Raw genomic sequence first — 17,949 nt, 5'->3', positions numbered from 1 at the left:
TCGCATGAATTTACGTGGTGGCACGGCGGCCTTCGCGGAGGCGCAGGTATTCGGCGCTGCCCACGCAGAGGGTCACCCAGGCCAGGCCCGTGGCGTAGCCGGCCATCACGTCGCTGAAATAATGCACCTGGAGCAGGATGCGACTGATGCCGACGACGGTGATCATGGTGACCGCGCCGATCACGATGGCGCGATGCCAGCGTGGCGGGCACAGCACCAGCAACACGTAGGCCAGCATGCCGTAGAAGACCATCGAGCCGGAGGCATGCCCGCTGGGAAAGCTGTAGCTGCGCTCGACGATGAAGCCGTGGTCGTGCAGGGGGCGCTCGCGATGGAACCACGCCTTGAGAGCGCTGTTGATCAGGGCGGTGCCGACCAGCGTGACGATCCAGGTCGCGGCGAGGCGGAAATGACGGCGCAGCAGCAGGGCCAGGAAGACCACGCCGGTGGCCGCGCCCACCACGACCGGGTCGCCGCTGTGCGTCACCCACGCGATGACCCGCAGCATGGGCAGGGGCAAGTTGGCCCGCAGGTCCGCCGCCAGTCCGGCGTCGAACACCGTCAACCCGGCCTGCTCGCGCACTTCCACCGCGATCACCGTAGCGACCAGCAGCATGGTCACCACCACGACCAGCGCAGTGGTCGGCCGGAGAAAGGCGCGTGCGGCCGGGTCGAGGCCTTCACGTCGGCGCACGGCGCGTCGCCAGGCCACGTCCGAGCCGACCAGGGCCACCGCCAGTAGCAGGGCCCAGATCGACAGGGCGTGTGTGCTGATCCAATCCAATGGCACTCGGTTCACCTCGCGTATCGTGGCAGGATCGGCATGTTGCCACGCCGCGCGTCGCGGCCGATAAGGGGAAACGCATGTCCATCGGTTCACCGTTCCGCGCGGTTCTCGCGCTGGCCCTGCTCGCGGGTGGCTTCGATGCCGTCCATGCGGACGAGGCGCCAGCGGTCCATCGCATCGTCCGGGTGGGTTTGCCCGCCGCCAGCCCGGGCACGTCGGGCCGCCTGCTCCTGTTCGCCATGCCGGCCTCGGCCGCGAAGGACGGCAAGCCCGAGGCCGTCGACACCAACCCGTTCCGGCCGACCGCGGTCTCCGTGGCCGCCCGCGACGTGACCTGGATCGGCGGCGGCCAGACGGTCGACATCGATACCGACGGCGAAGCGTTCCCCGCCGGGTTCTCCGCACTGCCGCCGGGCGATTACCTGGTCCAGGCCGTGCTGGATGTCGGCCACGACTACAACTACCACGGCCGTGGCGCGGGCGATCTGCTCAGCGCGGTGACGGCGGTGAAGCTGGCCCCGGGCGGCACCGTGCCCACCCTGGTGCTGGACAAGACCGTTCCGGCGAAAGATCCCTGGTTGCTGTCGCCGCGGGTACCGCAGGCCGTGCGCGATGCATTGCCCGAGGCGCGCAAGCACGCGCACGCCGAGATCATGCCCAGCGCCGCGCTGACCGCCTTCGCCGGGCGCCCGCTGGCGATCCGCGCCTGGGTGCTGACACCGCCGGGCTACGACGCCAAGGCGAGCACGCGCTATCCCACCGTCTACGTGACCCACGGCTTCGGCGGCGGCTTCGACGAGTACGCGGGCACGATCGCCTCGCTGTGGTCGGCCATGGCCAACCGGCAGATGCCGCCGATGATCTGGGTGCTGCTGGACGAGTCCGGCCCCACCGGCACGCATGAGTTTGCCGACTCGGTGAACAACGGACCCTGGGGCCAGGCCCTGACCACCGAGTACATCCCCTGGCTGGAAGGCCGCTACCGGATGGACGCGAAGGTGGGCGGCCGGTTCCTCAACGGGCATTCCTCCGGCGGCTGGGCCACGCTGTGGCTGCAGACGCGTTACCCGAAGGTGTTCGGCGGCACGTGGTCCACCTCGCCCGACCCGAGCGACTTCCACAACTTCACCAACATCGACCTCTATGCGCCGCACGCCAACGCCTACAAGGCGCCCGACGGCACGGCCTATCCCCTGGTGCGCGACGACGGCAAGGTGATCGCCACGTTCGAGACCTTCGCCCGTCTGGAGCGGGTGCTGGGTGCCTACGGCGGGCAGCTGGCCTCGTTCGATTGGGTGTTCTCGCCCCGGGGCACGGACGGGCGTCCGCAGCCGATGTTCAACCGCGACACCGGCGCGATCGATCCGGACGTGGTGGCCTACTGGCGTGATCATTACGACATCGCCCAGCGCCTGCGCACGCAGTGGCCCACGTTGAAGCCCGACCTCGACGGCAAGATCCACCTGATCGTGGGTACCGCGGATACGTTCTACCTCGATGGCTCTGCGAAATTGCTCAAGGAGACGCTGGATGGCCTGCACGCCCGCAGCGATATCCGCTTCCTGCCCGGCAAGACCCACTTCGATCTCTATGTCGAGGGCGACGACCGCCAGGCGCTGATGAAGAAGATCGCCTGGGAAATGTACGGCGTGGCGCGCCCAGGGCAGGGCAGGTAATCCCCAGGGAGACGCGTACGCCGCGGCGCAGCAAGGCCTATTCACGCGGCTGCGCTAAAATGCGCGTCTTTACCCCGGAGCATTCCATGGCGCAGCCTTCCTCGGCCGGTGGCCGTTTCCGTGCCGCCCTTGCGGCCGAGCGGCCCCTGCAGGTCATCGGCGCGATCAACGCCAACCACGCGCTGCTGGCGAAGCGCGCCGGGTTCCAGGCCATCTACCTGTCCGGCGGCGGCGTGGCCGCCGGGTCGCTCGGCCTGCCCGACCTGGGCATCAACACCTTGGACGACGTGCTCGTCGACGTGCGCCGCATCACCGATGTCTGCGACCTGCCGTTGATGGTCGACATCGACACCGGCTTCGGGCCCAGCGCGTTCAATATTGCCCGCACCGTCAAGAGCCTGATCAAGGCCGGCGCCGCGGCCTGCCACATCGAGGACCAGGTGGGCGCGAAGCGCTGCGGACATCGTCCCGGCAAGGAGATCGTCACCACGAGTGAGATGGCCGACCGGGTCAAGGCCGCGGCCGATGCGAAGACCGACCCGGACTTCTTCCTCATCGCGCGCACCGATGCCATCGCGGTGCTGGGTGTGGATGCTGCCATCGAGCGGGCGATCGCCTGTGTCGAGGCGGGCGCCGATGCGATCTTCGCCGAGGCGGCCTACGATCTGCCGACCTACCAGCGCTTCGTCGACGCGGTGAAGGTGCCGGTGCTGGCCAACATCACCGAGTTCGGCCAGACCCCGCTGTTCAGCACCGAGGAACTGGGCAGCGTCGGCGTCGGTATCGTGCTGTATCCCCTCTCCGCGTTCCGCGCCATGAACAAGGCGGCGGAAAACGTCTACACCAGCATCCGCCGCGACGGTCACCAGCGCAACGTCATCGACACGATGCAGACGCGTGAGGAGCTCTACGACCGCATCGGCTACCACGAATTCGAGCGTCACCTCGACGCGCTTTTCTCTAAGCAGGGTTAAGGAGAGTCACGCATGAGCGACACCGCAACCACGACCGGCCCGAAGCCGAAGAAGTCCGTCGCGCTATCGGGCATCGCCGCCGGCAACACGGCGCTGTGCACGGTCGGCCGCAGCGGCAACGACCTGCATTACCGCGGCTACGACATCCACGACCTGGCCGCGAAGGGCTCGTTCGAGGAAGTGGCCTACCTGCTCGTGCACGGCGTGCTGCCGAACTGGATGGAGCTGAACGCCTATCGCGCCAAGCTGAAGCGCCTGCGCGGCCTGCCGGCACCGGTCAAGGCGTCCTTGGAGCTGCTGCCGGCCGCCACCCATCCGATGGATGTGATGCGCACCGGCGCCTCGGTGCTGGGCACGGTGCTGCCGGAGAAGGACGACCACAACGTCACCGGCGCACGCGACATCGCCGACCGGCTCATGGCCAGCTTCGGCTCCATCCTGCTGTACTGGTACCACTTCAGCCACAACGGCAAGCGCATCGAGACCGAGACCGACGACGAGTCGATCGCCGGCCACTTCCTGCACCTGCTGCACGGGCGCAAGCCGAGCGAGCTGCATTCGCATGCACTGGATCGTTCGCTGGTGCTGTACGCCGAGCACGAGTTCAACGCCAGCACGTTCGCCGCGCGCGTCATCGCCGGCACCGGCTCTGACATGTACTCCGCGATCACCGGCGCCATCGGCGCGCTGCGTGGGCCGAAGCACGGCGGCGCCAACGAGGTGGCGATGGAAATCATCGCGCGCTACCGCGACGCCGCCGAGGCGGAAGCGGATATCCGCGCACGCGTCGAGCGCAAGGAAATCATCATCGGTTTCGGGCATCCGGTGTACACGGTGTCCGATCCGCGCAACGAGATCATCAAGGAGATCGCGCGCAAGCTGTGCACCGACGGCGGCAACCCGCGCCTGTTCGAGGTGTCGGAGAAGATCGAGAAGCTGATGTGGGAACTGAAGAAGATGTTCCCCAACCTCGACTGGTACTCGGCCTCGGCGTACCACATGATGGGCGTTCCCACCGCCATGTTCACGCCGCTGTTCGTCATTGCGCGCACGTCGGGCTGGAGCGCCCACGTGATCGAACAGCGCCAGGACGGCAAGATCATCCGCCCGAGCGCGAACTACACCGGGCCGGAAGACCAGACCTATACGCCGATCGAGAAGCGTTGATGTAGTGAGGCGGCTTCGCCGCGGTGCCTCCATTCGCGCACATCGTGCGTTATCGGAGGCGGCTTCGCCGCGGCGTTTTCTGTTCGCGCACATCGTGCGCTCCTACAACGCGGCTGTCGTAGGAGCGCACGATGTGCGCGAATTGAGGCTCCTACAACGCGGCTGTCGTAGGAGCGCACGATGTGCGCGAATGGGGGCACCGCGGCGTAGCCGCCACATCCAACGCACGATGTGCGCGAAGCAGGATGCCGCGGCGCGTTGACGCCGTAGCCTGACTCACATCCCCGCCGCCATCCTCGTCGCGCGGTCGATCGCCCGCTTCGCATCCAGCTCCGCGGCCACATCCGCGCCACCCACCAGTCGTACGTCGACGCCGCGCGTGACCAGGGCGGCATGCAGCGCGCGATTCGGCTCCTGCCCGGCGCAGACGACCACATGGTCCACGGCCAGCACTTGGGCCTCGCCCCCCACGGTCACATGCAGGCCGGCATCGTCGATGCGCTCGTAGGTCACACCGCCGATCATCTTCACGCGCTTGTTCTTCAGCGTGGCGCGGTGCACCCAGCCGGACGTCTTGTTGAGGCGCGCACCGGGTCGCCCCTCGCTTCGCTGCAATAACCACACCTCACGCTCGGGTTTCTCCGGCTGCGCCGGCATCAGGCCGCCGGGCGTGGCCATGGTCATGTCCACGCCCCATTCGCGCGTCCAGCGTGCGATGTCCGTCGTCGGCGAGGGGACGCTCTCGGTCAGGAACTCGGCGACGTCGAAGCCGATGCCGCCGGCACCGATGACCGCGACCCGGGCACCCACCGCCGCATTTCCGTGGAGGACGTCGATATAGCTCAGCACACGGGGGTGATCGGCACCGGGGATCGACAGTGGCCGGGGCAGCACGCCGGTGGCGAGGATCACGGTGTCGAAGCCGCCGGACGCCAGCATGTCCGCGTCGGCATCGGTGCCCAGCCGGCGGGTTACGCCGGTCTCGTCCAGGCGATGGTCGAAGTAGCGCAGCGTTTCGCTGAATTCCTCCTTGCCCGGAATCCGCTTGGCCATGTTGAACTGGCCGCCGATCTCGTGGGCACGATCGAACAGCGTGACGGCATGCCCGCGCTGGGCCAGGGTGGTCGCGGCGGCCAGGCCCGCGGGACCCGCACCGACTACGGCGACACGGCGCGCGACGGCGGCCGGCGTGATCGTCAGTTCCGTTTCGTGGCACGCCCGAGGGTTGACCAGGCATGACGCCCGGCGATTCTCGAAGACGTGATCGAGGCAGGCCTGGTTGCAGGCGATGCAGGTGTTGATCGCCTGTGGCCGGGACGCGCGGGCCTTGTTGACCCATTCCGGATCGGCGAGCAGCGGCCGGGCCATCGAGACCATGTCGGCATCGCCGTCAGCCAGGATGCGTTCGGCTACGTCGGGCATGTTGATGCGATTGGTGGTCACCAACGGTATCCCCACCTCACCCTTCATGCGTCGAGTCACCCAGCGGAATGCGCCGCGCGGCACACTGGTCACGATGGTAGGGACGCGAGCCTCGTGCCAGCCGATGCCCGTGTTGATGATCGTTGCGCCAGCGGCTTCCACCGCCTTGGCGAGGGTGACGATGTCATCCCACGGCTGCGCGTCGTCAACGAGGTCGAGCATCGACAGGCGATAGACGATGATGAAGTCCTTGCCGACCGCTTCGCGCATGCGCCGCACGATCTCGATCGGGAACCGCATGCGGTTCGCAGCCGAGCCGCCCCAGCGGTCGGCGCGTTTGTTGGTACGCGAGGTGAGGAACTGGTTGATCAGGTAGCCTTCCGAGCCCATCACCTCGACACCGTCGTAGCCGGCGTCCCGGGCCAGCTTCGCACTGCGCACGAAGGCGTCGATGCTGCGCTCCACGCCGCGTGAGCCCAGCGCCCGTGGCGTGAACGGCGTGATCGGCGACTTGATCCGGGACGGGGCGACCGACAGGGGGTGGTAGGCATAACGACCGGCATGCAGGATCTGCATGCAGATCTTGCCGCCCTCGGCATGGACGGCCGAAGTGACCTTGCGGTGGCGACCCACGTGCCAGGGCATCGACATCGTGCCCGACATCGGTTTCAGCCAGCCCTGGATGTTGGGTGCGATGCCGCCGGTGACGATCAGGCCCACGCCGCCGCGCGCGCGCTCGGCGAAAAAGGCCGCCAGCTTGTCGTAGTCGGCGGCCTTGTCCTCCAGCCCCGTGTGCATCGAGCCCATCAGGACACGGTTGCGCAGGGTGGTGAAGCCCAGGTCCAGCGGGGCAAGCAGGTGGGGGTAGGACACGGCGATATCCGGTTCAAACGATCGTTCGAATGATCCCCGGATCAGGCCACGGGAGCAAGGGCGGTCGCAGCAGCGTGGTCCCCCTCGGGGCGACTGCACCAGGCAGGAAGTCGCCCTTCGGGGAGCGAAGTAAAGCAAACGTTACGTCAGCCTGTGACGCACATCACGTTTGGCGTGAGTTCCTGCGAAAGGGAAAAGGGCCCTGCAACGCCGTTTCGCCGGTGTTTCAAACGCAAAACAGTATCCGTGCACAAAACGCACACACTTGCGTTTGTTAAAATTTCAAACGGGGGTACTAACAACTTTGAAACATTTCCAGGGAGTTTTGTTCATGCGCACAGGTCAATTCCGTTACGGCAAGCTCACTGTAGGCCTTGCCATCGCTTCGCTCGCCGCCTTCGGCGCGGCCGCGCATGCGCAGGACAGCAGCGAGAAGAAGTCGCAGTCTCCCGCCCTCGACAACGTCAGCATCTGGTTGGGCGGTTACTACACCAACAACGACACGACGATCGGCGCGAAGACCGGCATCCTCAATACCAGCGGCGACGTCAACCTGGAAGACGACCTCGACTTCAAGAAGCACAAGACCGTGCCGCGCGCACGTCTGGACTTCCTGATCGGCGAGCACCAGGGCTTCACCTTCGACTACTACGAAGTGAACCGCTCGCACGCCAAGAGCCTCGATACCTCGATCAACTTCCTCGGCAACCCGATCGACGCTACGGCGCGGGTCAAGGGTGACCTGAAGTTCACCTTCGGCAGCGCTGCCTACAAGTGGTGGTTCGGCACGGGCAACGACGTGTTCGGCGTCGGCCTGGGTGCGGCTTACTACAAGGTCCAGGCCAGCATCAGCGGCACGGCGTCCGGCTTTGGCCAGACCGTCTCGGACCGCGCTTCCAGCGACGTCAACGCCTGGGCACCCAACCTGCAGCTCGGCTGGCGCCACGCGTTCAACGACCAGTGGCGCATGTACTTCAATGCCTCGGGCGTGAAGAAGAACGGCGGCAGCGTCTACGGCCACATCTGGGACGCCGCGCTGGGCGTCGAGTGGTTCCCGTGGCAGAACGTCGGCTTCGGTGCGGAATACGCCTACACCCGCATCAAGCTCAACCAGGACAAGCGTCGCTACGACCTGGATCTCGACATGAAGCTCGACGGACCGGCCGCTTACGTCCGTTTCCGCTTCTGACCAGCCGGTTGGCGGTCGGCTTGCGCCGTCCGCCTCGCCGGGGGGAATCCTGGGCCGCCTTCGGGCGGCCTTTTTTTGTGTTTTTGCTGGGGGAGGGCTCGCCTTCGGCATCGCTTTGGGCCTTGGGTCGTGGAGCAAGAGCCGGCGGGTGCCACCCTCGCGGCCACGCCTGCGGCGACCCGAAAGGGAAGGGCCGCTGGCGCGGCCGTTTTCTTATTGCCCTTCGGGCGGCGGGTCGGGCTTCGAACGGGGATTTTTGATTCGCCATCCATGGCTCAGCAAAAATGGCCGGCCGTCCTGGCCGGCCCCCTTCGGGCCTTGTCCGTTCGAAGCCCTCGCCTGCGGCTACCGGCCACGAGGGTGGCACCCGCCGGCTCTTCCTCAAACTGAGGTGGCGTGTGGGGAGAGCAAAAAAGCCGGGTTTCGCTTCGTTGCTGGGAACGCTCGCTTGCCTGTTGCGCAGGGCATCCATCGCCTTAGGTGGGTTGAGGGTTCGCGCACATCGTGCGCTCCTACCCAGCCGGCGGATCACGCGTTCCACAACCTGCCTACCCTTGGGGTAGGAGCGCACGATGTGCGCGAACAACCAACAAAGCGCTGACGCCGTACCCTCACCGCTACTCGTTCACCGCAAGCGCTGCTCGCCCAACACGACACCTCAGTCGTCGAAAGAGCCGGCGGGTAGCCCCCTCGGTGCCGGTAGCCGCAGGCGAGGGCTTCGAACGGACAAGGCGCGAAGGGGGCCGGCCAGGACGGCCGGCCATTTTTGCTGAGCCATGGATGGCGAATCAAAAATCCCCGGGCGAAGCCCGACCCGCCCCGTAGGGCAATCCATAAACGGCCGCGCGTAGGAGCGCACGATGTGCGCGAACCAGATACACGGCCGCGCTAGCGGCCTTTCCTCCGGGTCGCCGCAGGCGTGGCCCCGAGGGGGCTACCCGCCGGCTCTTGCTCCACGACCCAAGGCCCAACGCGATGCCGAAGGCGAGCCACTCACGCTGATCATCCCCGCGCCCGACGCCCCCAAAGCCAACCACCGCCGCAGATGCCCAGCACGAGCACCGCGTCAAGGACCCAAGGCGCCCACGGCCGCGCATCGAACCAGGGCGCCACCAGGCCGTCATGGGCGATCATGCGCGCCGCGGTCCAGGCGATGGCCGCGGCACCGATGTAGACGACCGCAGGGAAGCGCTCAATCAGTTTAAGGATGAGGGTGGAGCCCCACACCACCAACGGCACGCTGATGGCCAGCCCGAGGACCACCAGGCCCATGTGGCCCTTGGCCGCGCCGGCGATTGCCAGCACGTTGTCCAGGCCCATCAGCGCATCGGCCACGACGATGGTGCGGATCGCCGGCCAGAAGCCCGACGCGGCATCGATGTTCGGATCGTGGTCGTCGTGCTTGAGCAGTTTCCAGGCGATGGGGATGAGCAGGGCGCCGCCGATCAGCATGAGACCGGGCAGCTTGAGCAGCCAGATCACCGCGAAGGTCAGCACGATGCGCAGGGCGATCGCCCCGAACGTGCCCCAGAACACCGCTTTTTTCTGCAATTCCCGGGGCAGGTTGCGTGCGGCCAGGGCGATCACGATCGCGTTGTCCCCCGCCAGGACGAGGTCCAGCAGGACGATGGCGGCAAGGCCGGAGAAGAATTCGGGTGTGAGGAAATCCATGGGTGGCGGCCTTTGCGCGTGGTGAGATCGAATGCGGCGGCCACGGGCACGCGCGCCCGCGGTCGCCACAAAAGTCTCGTTCCTGGCGCAAGCCACCGCGACGACCGGGATGCATGGGGCACCCGTATTGACGACCGTCGCGCACGAAACCCCGGAGGGACTTCGCGGAACTACTCCCCTTCGGGTTGGTAGTAGGGCGCATTGTGCGCGGTTGGGATGCACCGCGGCAAGACATTGCCCCGGGGTCACCGGTTAAAATCGCCGGCTATCCCAACCCCGCGAGTGACATCCATGAGCGCACACGACATCCGTTCCGCCACGCGTCCCGATCCGGACCAGCCGCTGGTGGACATCGCCAACTACGTCGCCGACTACCGGATCGACTCGCAGGAGGCCTACGACACCGCGCGTTACATGCTCCTGGATTCGCTGGCGTGCTCGGCCCTGGCGATGAAATTCCCCGATTGCGTCAAGCACCTCGGGCCGCTGGTGCCGGGCGCGGTGATGCCCGGTGGCTCCCGCGTGCCGTTCACTGCGCACGAACTGGACCCGGTGCAGGCCGCCTTCGCCATCGGCACGCAGATTCGCTACCTGGATTTCAATGACACCTGGCTGGCGGCCGAGTGGGGTCACCCCTCTGACAACCTGGGCGCCATCCTCTCCGTGGCCGATTACCTCTCGCGCAAGGCGGTGAAGGAAGGCAGCGCGCCGCTGACGGTGCGCGACGTGCTGGGCTATGCGATCAAGGCCCATGAAATCCAGGGCTGCTATGCCCTGAAGAACAGCTTCAACCGCGTCGGTCAGGATCACGTGATCCTCGTCCGGCTGGCGTCCACGGCGGTCACCACGGCCATGCTCGGTGGCGACAAGGAGCAGATAACGACGGCGGTCTCGCACAGCTGGATCGACAACGGCGCCCTGCGTACCTATCGCCATGCGCCCAACACGGGTCCGCGCAAGAGCTGGGCGGCGGGCGACGCCTGCCGTCGTGCCGTCACCCACGCCATCAACGCGGTCTACCGCAACGTGGTGGGTTATCCGTCGGCGCTCACAGCCAAGACCTGGGGCTTCTACGACGTGGCCTTCAAGGGCAACGCGTTTGAGTTCGAGCGTCCGTTCGGCAGCTACGTGATGGAAAACGTGCTGTTCAAGATCAGCTTCCCGGCCGAATTCCACGCCCAGACCGCGGTGGAATGCGCCATGGCGCTGCACGAGCAGGTCGCCTCCCGCGTGGACGAGGTCGAGAAAATCGTGATCGAGACGCAGGAAGCCGGTGTCCGCATCATCGACAAGACCGGCCCGCTGGCGAACTACGCCGACCGCGACCACTGCATCCAGTACATGGTGGCCGTGCCGCTGATCTTCGGCCGCCTCACCGCCGACGACTACAACGACGCCGTGGCGGCCGATCCGCGCATCGACGCCCTCCGGGACAAGATGACGGTGGTGGAGAACCCCCAGTTCACCCGCGACTACTTCGACCCGGAGAAGCGCTACATCGGCAATTCGGTGCAGGTTTTCTTCAAAGATGGTTCAAAAACCGAAAAGATTTCGATCGACTTTCCCATCGGTCATCGCAATCGCCGCGCCGAAGGCATCCCGGTCCTGCTCCGCAAGTTCGAGGCCGCCCTGCGCGCAGAGTGGCCTGCAGAGCGGGTTGAGAAGGTTCTGGAGGTCACTTCGTCGGCCGAAAAACTCGACGCGATGCCCATTCACGAGTTCATGACGCTCTTCACGGCTTGATAATAGCCGTGACTCAAGTATGAACGGCGGTTTTTAGCACGTGTTCAATTGTTTGATTTTTGCTAAACTGCCGCCGCCCGTTGAAGGGATATAAAAGCGAGGGACGGCTGAAGTCCCCGGATTAGATTTTAGATTTACGCGCGATTCCGTTTGGGGTGGAGCGCGGAAGCGAATACCAATAATGAGGAGACACCGATGAAACGTAAGGGCTTGTTTTTGCTGATCGGCTTGGCCCTGGGCGGCGTGGGTGCCGTTCATGCGCAGGAATCCGCTGCTGACACCGCGGGTAACGGCTATGACGGCCGCTGGTACATCGCACCGACGGTGGGCGGTTACTACAACGACACCGACCGCAACACCAACAGCCGTCAGGTTTACTACGGCCTGGGCTTCGGTAAGTTCATTTCGAACAACGCGTCGATCGACATCTTTGCCGATCGCACCAAGCGCGACAACGACGGTAACGGCCACTGGTCGAACAACAGCTACGGCGTGGCAGCTCGCTTCTACGCTGGTGCCTGGGACAGCTGGCGTCCGTACCTGCTGGCTGGCGTGATGGGTTCGTACCACCACAACCCGTCCGACAACGGCTGGTCCCCGGCTGCTGAGCTCGGCGTCGGCGTGTCGAAGACCATCACCGACAGCTCCGACTTCCGCGTCGAAGCCGGCTACCGCTACGACTGGGACGACAAGACCGTCGAGAGCGAGAATGGCTACGGTGACTGGTTCCTCGGCTTCTCGATCGTCTCGCGCTTCGGCGAGCCGCCGGCAGCTCCGGCTCCGGTCGCTGCTGTCGCTCCGGCCGCTCCGGATTGCTCGACGCTCGACAGCGACGGCGACGGCGTGAACGATTGCGACGACAAGTGCCCGGCCACCCCGGCTGGCACGATCGTCGGCCCGGATGGTTGCCCGCAGAAGGTCGTCATCGACCTGCGTGGTGTCAACTTCAAGTTCGACCGTCCGAAGAAGGGCGAGACGAACATCGGACCGACCCTGCAGGAGCCGACCAGCGACTCGCTGGGCGTTCTCGACCAGGCTGTCGACACCCTGCAGCGTTACCCGGCCGTCAAGGTCACGGTTGCTGGTTACACGGATAGCGTCGGTAAGGACGCTTACAACCAGGGCCTGTCCGAGCGTCGCGCCAAGATCGTGTTCGACTACCTGACCTCGCACGGTATCGGTGCGGATCGTCTGGAAGGTCCGATCGGTCACGGCGAAAGCAACCCGATCGACACGAACGACACGGCCGAAGGCCGCGCTCGCAACCGTCGCACGGAACTGCAGGTTCAGCAGTAATCGTTGCAAGATCGGTAATTGCAGCATGAAAGAGCCCGGCGAAAGCCGGGCTCTTTTTTTGTGCAGGCCAAAGGGTCGGCCAACGTTCCAAGGGTCCAGTATCCCGGCGGTTGTAGGAGCGGACGATGTCCGCGAACCCTCGACACGTCGTTTCGCGAATGATGCGCTACGTCCGCAGGAGCGAGCGTTCTAACCAGGTGCCTGCGTGGCGCGCCGGGCGATATCGGACCGCCTCGTTCGGCACATATGGAAAACGCCCCGGCGTGGGCGGGGCGCGGCATCGTTCGTTTTAGCGGTGTTGAGGGTTCGCGGACATCGTCCGCTCCTACATTGGCCTGTACCGTAACCGTAACCGTAACCGCGACCGCGACCGCGACCGCGACCGCGACCGCGACCGGGACCGGGACCGCGACCGGGACCGGGGCGACCTCGGCGGCGGACGCAGCGCACATCGCCGGGTGGCGGGATTACCAGGCGTAGCGGAGCCGTCCGTACCAGTACGCGCCGTTCGAGCCGATCGGGGAGATCACGTCGTAGGGGAAGTTGCCGGCGTAGGCGATGTCGGGGATCGAGCGATCGGGGTACTGGTTGGTGATGTTCTGCCCGCCCAGCGCGAGGGAAAGGCGATCGGTGGCGTGCCATTCGGCTTCCGCGTCCAGCTGCCAGCGTGCCGCATAGGTCTGCTTCGGCACGAAGCCGCCGCCGAAATCGAACACCCGTGTGGTGCTGCCCTGGCGTGTGGCGCGGCCCAGTAACGACCAGCGCGAGTTGTCCCAGCGTGCGGTGAACGCGCCACGCTGGCGCGGGGCGGCATCGGTGAGGGTGTTGCGTTCTTCCAGCCCAAACAACACCGCATCCGCGCCGAGCGCGGCCAGTTCCGGTGGCGTGTCGCGGACGTGGCGGATCGACGTGCGGTTGTAACTGTAAGTGGCGGTGAGCGTGAGGTTGCCGCCGAAGGCCGGTTGCCGGTAGTTGGTGACCAGCTCCGCGCCGCGGGTGCGCGTGTCCACGGCGTTGGTGAAGAACGCCACGCTTTGGACACCCGGTACGCCGAAGCGTGCGTCGATGTAATTCTCCAGGCCGTCCGGCGCGATGGTTTCGGACAACGTGACACGGTGGTCGACATCGATGCGGTACACATCCAGCGAGGCGTCGAAGCGCTCGCCCAGGCGGGCGGTGAGCCCGAGACTGTAGTTGCGGGATTTCTCGGGCCTGAGGTCGCGCGCGCCCAGCCCGCGCGCGATGGGATTGTTGACCGAGAGCACGCGGCCCTGCACGAGGGTGCCATCGGCACCGTATCCCGTGGAGGTGGATTCGAAACCGACCTGGCTGAGCGACGGTGCGCGCAGGTTGTTCGATGCCGCGCCGCGGATGGCGATGGCGTCGGTGATGGCGTAACGGCCACTGAGCTTGCCCGTCCACGCGGAGCCGAAGTCGTCGTAGTGCTCGTAGCGCCCCGCGGCATCGGCGAAGAAGCGATCCGTGACGTCGCCGGAGAGATCGACATAGGCGGCGCCGATGTTGCGATGCAGGTCCGCCGTGTCCTGGGGTGTCAGGCCGCCACCGGCCTGCGCGCCGGTCGGTGCGCCCACGATCGGCCCCACCGCATAGGAGGCCGGATCGCCCGCATAGGTCCGGAAGCCCTCGTGGCGGAACTCCGCACCCGTTGCCAGCGTGAACAGCTTCGAGCCCCATTCCACGGATCGGCTTAAGTCGAGGTTGGCGGTGCCCTGCGTGCTGTCGTACTTACCGATGTCGAAGCGCGTGGGGCTTTGCTCGCCCAGCGACACGTTGACGGTGTCGCGCAGGTCGTAGTCGAAGGTGTTGCGACCCCAGGTCAGGCTGCCGTCGATATCCCACTCGCCCGCACGGCCGCGCGCGCCGGCGGTGAGGTTGACGTCGCGGTTGTAGCCGAGCGATTCGGGCCGATAGCCTTGCGGGTAGAGCGCCGGTACGTTCGCGTCGCTGTCGGGATAGCGAAAATAGTTGTCGCCGACGGTGCGGCGCTGGGTATACATGCCAAAGGCATAGCCGCGCACGGTGTCGCCGAACGGCAGTTCGGCGTTGAACCAGCCGCTGTAGTTCTCGTTGCGCGGGTCGCCGGCGGCGTAGTTGCGCTTGCCGCGCAAGGCCAGGTTTTCCGGCGAGGGGTTCTCCCAGGAGGGGATGTCGTCACGGCCGGCCCGGTTGGTCGGCTGGCGGTTGTTGCCCTCGATGCCGGCACGCACGAAGCCACCGTCGCCTCCCAGCTTCGCGCCCGCCTTGGCGCTGACGTAGCCGCTCTGGCCATCGGTGATCTCTCGGTCGCCGGGACGGAAATTCGTGTGGTAGGCGCCATAAGTGGCGTCCACCTCGCCGCCCTCCGGGGCATCGTCGAGGATGATGTTGACCACGCCCGCGATGGCGTCGGATCCGTATTGCGCGCCGGCACCGTCGCGCAGCACCTCGATGCGCTTGATCGCGCTGATCGGGATGGCGTTGAAATCCACCGGCGTGGTGCCGCGGCCGATCTTGCTGTCGCTGTTGACCAGGGCGGAGGTGTGGAAGCGCTTGCCGTTGACCAGCACCAACACCTGGTCCGGGCTCATGCCGCGGAGCTGGGCGGCGCGCACGTGGTCGGAACCGCCCGAGTTGGACTGGCGGGGGAAATTGAAGGAAGGCAGCAGCGTGGCCAGGGCCTGGCCGAGCTCGCCGTTGACGGCGCCGGCCGAGCGCAGGTCCTCCGGCGTGAGCACGTCGATCGGTACCGGCGAATCCAGTACCGTGCGGTCTTTGGCGTGGGTGCCCGTGACCACGATCTGGTCGAGCGTGGAGGCGGCGTTGCGGTCGGCCTCCTGCGCGGCGGCGGGAAGGGCGGCAAGACCGAGCAGGACGGCGGAAGCGAGGCGGGACGGGTGCATGGATGATCCTGGCGGGCACGCGGGGAGGTCACCGCGGCGACACGGGCGACGATGGCGGAGCATGATGGTTCCGGCGGCCGCAGTAACGTGCGAACCTTGCACTATTTGTTGCATTGCAGTGTACGCTGTGTCAATAGGTCGGACGCCTAGCCGTATGGACGTCCGTTTCGAAATACTCGTGCAAGGGGTTTCCATGAAGATGTTCGCTGGTCTTTTCCTCGCCGTCTCGCTCATGACGGCCGCCTGTGCCGGCCCCGCGCAGCGCGGCCCGGCCGCACCTGTCGCGGCAACGCTGCAGGGCGATGTGGCCCATCCGGATGCCACCCGTGGATGGGTCCGCACGGAGCTCTACTTCGGACTGGGCCGCGCGGATGCGCACGACGGCGTGGACGAAGCGGCGTGGCGCGGTTTCCTCGACAAGGACGTGACGCCGCGCTTTCCCAACGGCCTCACCGTGGTCGACGCTTACGGCCAGTGGCAGGGCAAGCAACAGGCACAGCCCGAGCGCCTCCGCTCGAAGATCGTGGTGCTGCTGTATCCCGATACGCCGGCGGCGCGGGCGTCGGTCGACGCCATCCGCGCGGCATGGAAGGCGAAGACGGGCGACCAGTCCGTGCTGCGCGTGACCCAGCCCGCGGACGTGTCCTTCTGATGGCGGCCGTCCCCGCACCGCGTCGTCGCTTCGGCGGCGGCGACCTCAACGGCGTCCTGGGTCTGGTGGTCGACAACCTGTCGTTGCTGGCCTTCCTGGCCACGGCACTCATCGGCATCTTCGGCATGCCGGCCGATCTGGTCTTCCGGCGCATGTTCCCCGGCACGGCACTCGGCGTGCTGCTGGGCAATCTCGCCTATACCTGGATGGCCCGCCGCCTGGCCGCGCGCACCGGCCGCGACGACGTCACGGCCATGCCGCTGGGGATCGACGCGCCGACGACCATCGGCATGGCGCTGCTGGTGCTGGGCCCGGCGTTCGCGGGCTACCGGCAAGCCGGCATGGATGCCTCCGCCGCAGGGGAGGCCACCTGGCACCTGGGCATGGCGTCGCTGGTGGTCATGGGCGTGCTCAAGTTCGTGCTGTCGTTCTTCGGGGCGTGGGTGCAGCGTTCGGTACCGCGGGCGGGCCTGCTGGGATCGATCGCCGGCATCGCGCTGGTGCTGATGGGGCTGCTGCCGCTGGTCGAGATCCTGCGTGTGCCGGTGGTGGGCTTTGCCGGGCTGGGTATCGTGCTGTACGCACTGATCGCCCGGCGGCGCCTGCCGTTCGGCATCCCGGGCGTGCTGGGCGCCTTCGTCGTCGGCGTCGCGCTTTATTACGGGCTGGGCCCGGTCGGGTTGCTGGGCAGCGGTTATCACGCGCCCGCAGGCTGGACATGGCGGCTGGGCCTGCCGCTGCCCAACCTCGGTTTCCTCGACGCCTTGCCGGCCACGCTGCCCTACCTGCCCCTCATCCTGCCGTTCGGCCTGCTGATGGTGGTGGGCGGCATCAACGTGACCGAAAGCGCGCGCGCGGCGGGGGACGATTACTCGACCCGCGACATCCTGCTGGTGGAGGCACTGGCGACGCTCGTGGCGGGCATCTGCGGGGGCGTGGCGCAGACCACGCCGTACATCGGGCAGCCGGCGTACAAGGCCATGGGAGCACGCACGGGCTACACCCTGGTCACGGGTCTGGTCATCGGCCTGGGCGGGGTGTTCGGCTACCTGTCCAACCTGGTGGAACTGCTGCCCGTGGCGGTGCTCGCGCCGATCCTGGTCTTCGTGTCCGTCAGCATCACCACCCAGGCGTTCGAGGCCACGCCGCTACGCTACGCGGGCGCCGTGGTCTTCAGTTTCTTCCCGGCCATCGCGCGGCTGCTGGCCATCAAGCTGGGCGATCCGACCATCGTGGACCCGGCGCATTTCGCGGCGCTGTACGCCGACAACGCCCACGGTATTTCGGCCATGGCGGTCATCGTGATCCTCGGCAACGGCTTCATCATCACCTCGATGGTCTGGGCCAGTTTCGTGGTGGCGATGATCGACGGGCAGGTGCGCAAGGCGGCGGGTATCGTGGCGCTGGGGGGCGTGCTAACCGCGTTCGGGGTGATTCATTCGGTGGCACCCATTGGTTCGGTGTACCTGCCGTGGTCGCTGGATGTGGCGGCGCGGGCGGTGGTGTGGCAGTTCGTGGCGGCGTATGGGGTGTTGGCGGGGGTGTTGATGGTGCTTTCGGTGGGGGAGGTGGACAGACGGGCGGGTGGTGCTTGAATTG

The 17,949-nt window shown here is 66.6% G+C and carries 12 protein-coding genes; 8 read left to right on the top strand and 4 right to left on the bottom strand.

Features of this window, described 5'->3' with window-relative positions; translation table 11 throughout:
* Positions 1–10: 10 nt before the first annotated feature.
* A complete protein-coding gene (locus ACVKN3_RS11000; protein WP_354517078.1) occupies positions 11–790 on the bottom strand; it encodes a phosphatase PAP2 family protein in 780 nt (259 codons plus the stop codon).
* 74 nt (positions 791–864) lie between these two features.
* Between ACVKN3_RS11000 and ACVKN3_RS10995 the strand changes: the two genes are divergently transcribed.
* From ACVKN3_RS10995 to prpC, 3 genes are all read left to right on the top strand, one after another.
* Positions 865–2,463: an alpha/beta hydrolase gene (locus ACVKN3_RS10995; RefSeq protein WP_354517076.1), complete on the top strand. Its 1,599-nt coding sequence runs from the start codon at positions 865–867 to the stop codon at positions 2,461–2,463.
* Positions 2,464–2,549: 86 nt separating this feature from the next.
* Positions 2,550–3,437 (top strand): methylisocitrate lyase, encoded by an 888-nt coding sequence (gene prpB / locus ACVKN3_RS10990; RefSeq protein WP_354517075.1) that lies wholly within the window; start codon positions 2,550–2,552, stop codon positions 3,435–3,437.
* 12 nt (positions 3,438–3,449) lie between these two features.
* On the top strand, positions 3,450–4,604 hold the full coding sequence (gene prpC, locus ACVKN3_RS10985; protein WP_036140202.1) for a bifunctional 2-methylcitrate synthase/citrate synthase: 1,155 nt from the start codon (positions 3,450–3,452) through the stop codon (positions 4,602–4,604).
* 276 nt (positions 4,605–4,880) lie between these two features.
* Here the strand turns inward: prpC and ACVKN3_RS10980 are convergent, their stop codons facing one another.
* Entirely contained in the window at positions 4,881–6,899 is a 2,019-nt protein-coding gene (locus ACVKN3_RS10980) for an NADPH-dependent 2,4-dienoyl-CoA reductase (protein WP_285406034.1), read from the bottom strand.
* A gap of 331 nt (positions 6,900–7,230) precedes the next feature.
* On the opposite strand from ACVKN3_RS10980, the gene ACVKN3_RS10975 reads away from it, so the two are divergent.
* Positions 7,231–8,088 (top strand): outer membrane protein, encoded by an 858-nt coding sequence (locus tag ACVKN3_RS10975; protein WP_285406036.1) that lies wholly within the window; start codon positions 7,231–7,233, stop codon positions 8,086–8,088.
* 1,002 nt (positions 8,089–9,090) lie between these two features.
* On the opposite strand, the gene ACVKN3_RS10970 is transcribed toward ACVKN3_RS10975, so the two are convergent.
* Positions 9,091–9,759: a TerC family protein gene (locus tag ACVKN3_RS10970; RefSeq protein WP_354517072.1), complete on the bottom strand. Its 669-nt coding sequence runs from the start codon at positions 9,757–9,759 to the stop codon at positions 9,091–9,093.
* A 291-nt stretch (positions 9,760–10,050) separates the two neighbouring features.
* Between ACVKN3_RS10970 and ACVKN3_RS10965 the strand changes: the two genes are divergently transcribed.
* Positions 10,051–11,502 carry a bifunctional 2-methylcitrate dehydratase/aconitate hydratase gene (locus ACVKN3_RS10965; RefSeq protein WP_285406039.1) on the top strand — a complete coding sequence of 484 codons (1,452 nt, stop codon included), beginning with the start codon at positions 10,051–10,053 and terminating at the stop codon, positions 11,500–11,502.
* Positions 11,503–11,697: 195 nt separating this feature from the next.
* Positions 11,698–12,798 carry an OmpA family protein gene (locus tag ACVKN3_RS10960; RefSeq protein WP_036140216.1) on the top strand — a complete coding sequence of 367 codons (1,101 nt, stop codon included), beginning with the start codon at positions 11,698–11,700 and terminating at the stop codon, positions 12,796–12,798.
* Between the two features lie 467 nt (positions 12,799–13,265).
* On the opposite strand, the gene ACVKN3_RS10955 is transcribed toward ACVKN3_RS10960, so the two are convergent.
* Positions 13,266–15,698 carry a TonB-dependent receptor plug domain-containing protein gene (locus ACVKN3_RS10955; protein ID WP_354517069.1) on the bottom strand — a complete coding sequence of 811 codons (2,433 nt, stop codon included), beginning with the start codon at positions 15,696–15,698 and terminating at the stop codon, positions 13,266–13,268.
* A gap of 199 nt (positions 15,699–15,897) precedes the next feature.
* On the opposite strand from ACVKN3_RS10955, the gene ACVKN3_RS10950 reads away from it, so the two are divergent.
* Positions 15,898–16,350, top strand: coding sequence for a DUF3574 domain-containing protein (locus tag ACVKN3_RS10950; protein ID WP_456991769.1), 453 nt, complete (start codon positions 15,898–15,900; stop codon positions 16,348–16,350).
* Positions 16,350–17,945, top strand: coding sequence for a hypothetical protein (locus tag ACVKN3_RS10945; RefSeq protein WP_354517065.1), 1,596 nt, complete (start codon positions 16,350–16,352; stop codon positions 17,943–17,945). The genes ACVKN3_RS10950 and ACVKN3_RS10945 overlap by 1 nt, the downstream gene beginning before the upstream one ends.
* The last annotated feature ends 4 nt before the right edge of the window (positions 17,946–17,949 follow it).

This window comes from Luteibacter sp. PvP120 (assembly GCF_054055715.1).
This window is presented reverse-complemented; position numbering and strand designations above follow the sequence as displayed.

Coding starts and splice junctions, on each gene's coding strand:
- ACVKN3_RS10995 (WP_354517076.1), top strand. CDS start 865: ATGTCCATCGGTTCACCGTTCCGCGCGGTTCTCGCGCTGGCCCTGCTC.
- ACVKN3_RS10955 (WP_354517069.1), bottom strand. CDS start 15,698: ATGCACCCGTCCCGCCTCGCTTCCGCCGTCCTGCTCGGTCTTGCCGCC.
- ACVKN3_RS10975 (WP_285406036.1), top strand. CDS start 7,231: ATGCGCACAGGTCAATTCCGTTACGGCAAGCTCACTGTAGGCCTTGCC.
- ACVKN3_RS10970 (WP_354517072.1), bottom strand. CDS start 9,759: ATGGATTTCCTCACACCCGAATTCTTCTCCGGCCTTGCCGCCATCGTC.
- ACVKN3_RS10945 (WP_354517065.1), top strand. CDS start 16,350: ATGGCGGCCGTCCCCGCACCGCGTCGTCGCTTCGGCGGCGGCGACCTC.
- ACVKN3_RS10960 (WP_036140216.1), top strand. CDS start 11,698: ATGAAACGTAAGGGCTTGTTTTTGCTGATCGGCTTGGCCCTGGGCGGC.
- ACVKN3_RS10950 (WP_456991769.1), top strand. CDS start 15,898: ATGTTCGCTGGTCTTTTCCTCGCCGTCTCGCTCATGACGGCCGCCTGT.
- prpC (WP_036140202.1), top strand. CDS start 3,450: ATGAGCGACACCGCAACCACGACCGGCCCGAAGCCGAAGAAGTCCGTC.
- prpB (WP_354517075.1), top strand. CDS start 2,550: ATGGCGCAGCCTTCCTCGGCCGGTGGCCGTTTCCGTGCCGCCCTTGCG.
- ACVKN3_RS10965 (WP_285406039.1), top strand. CDS start 10,051: ATGAGCGCACACGACATCCGTTCCGCCACGCGTCCCGATCCGGACCAG.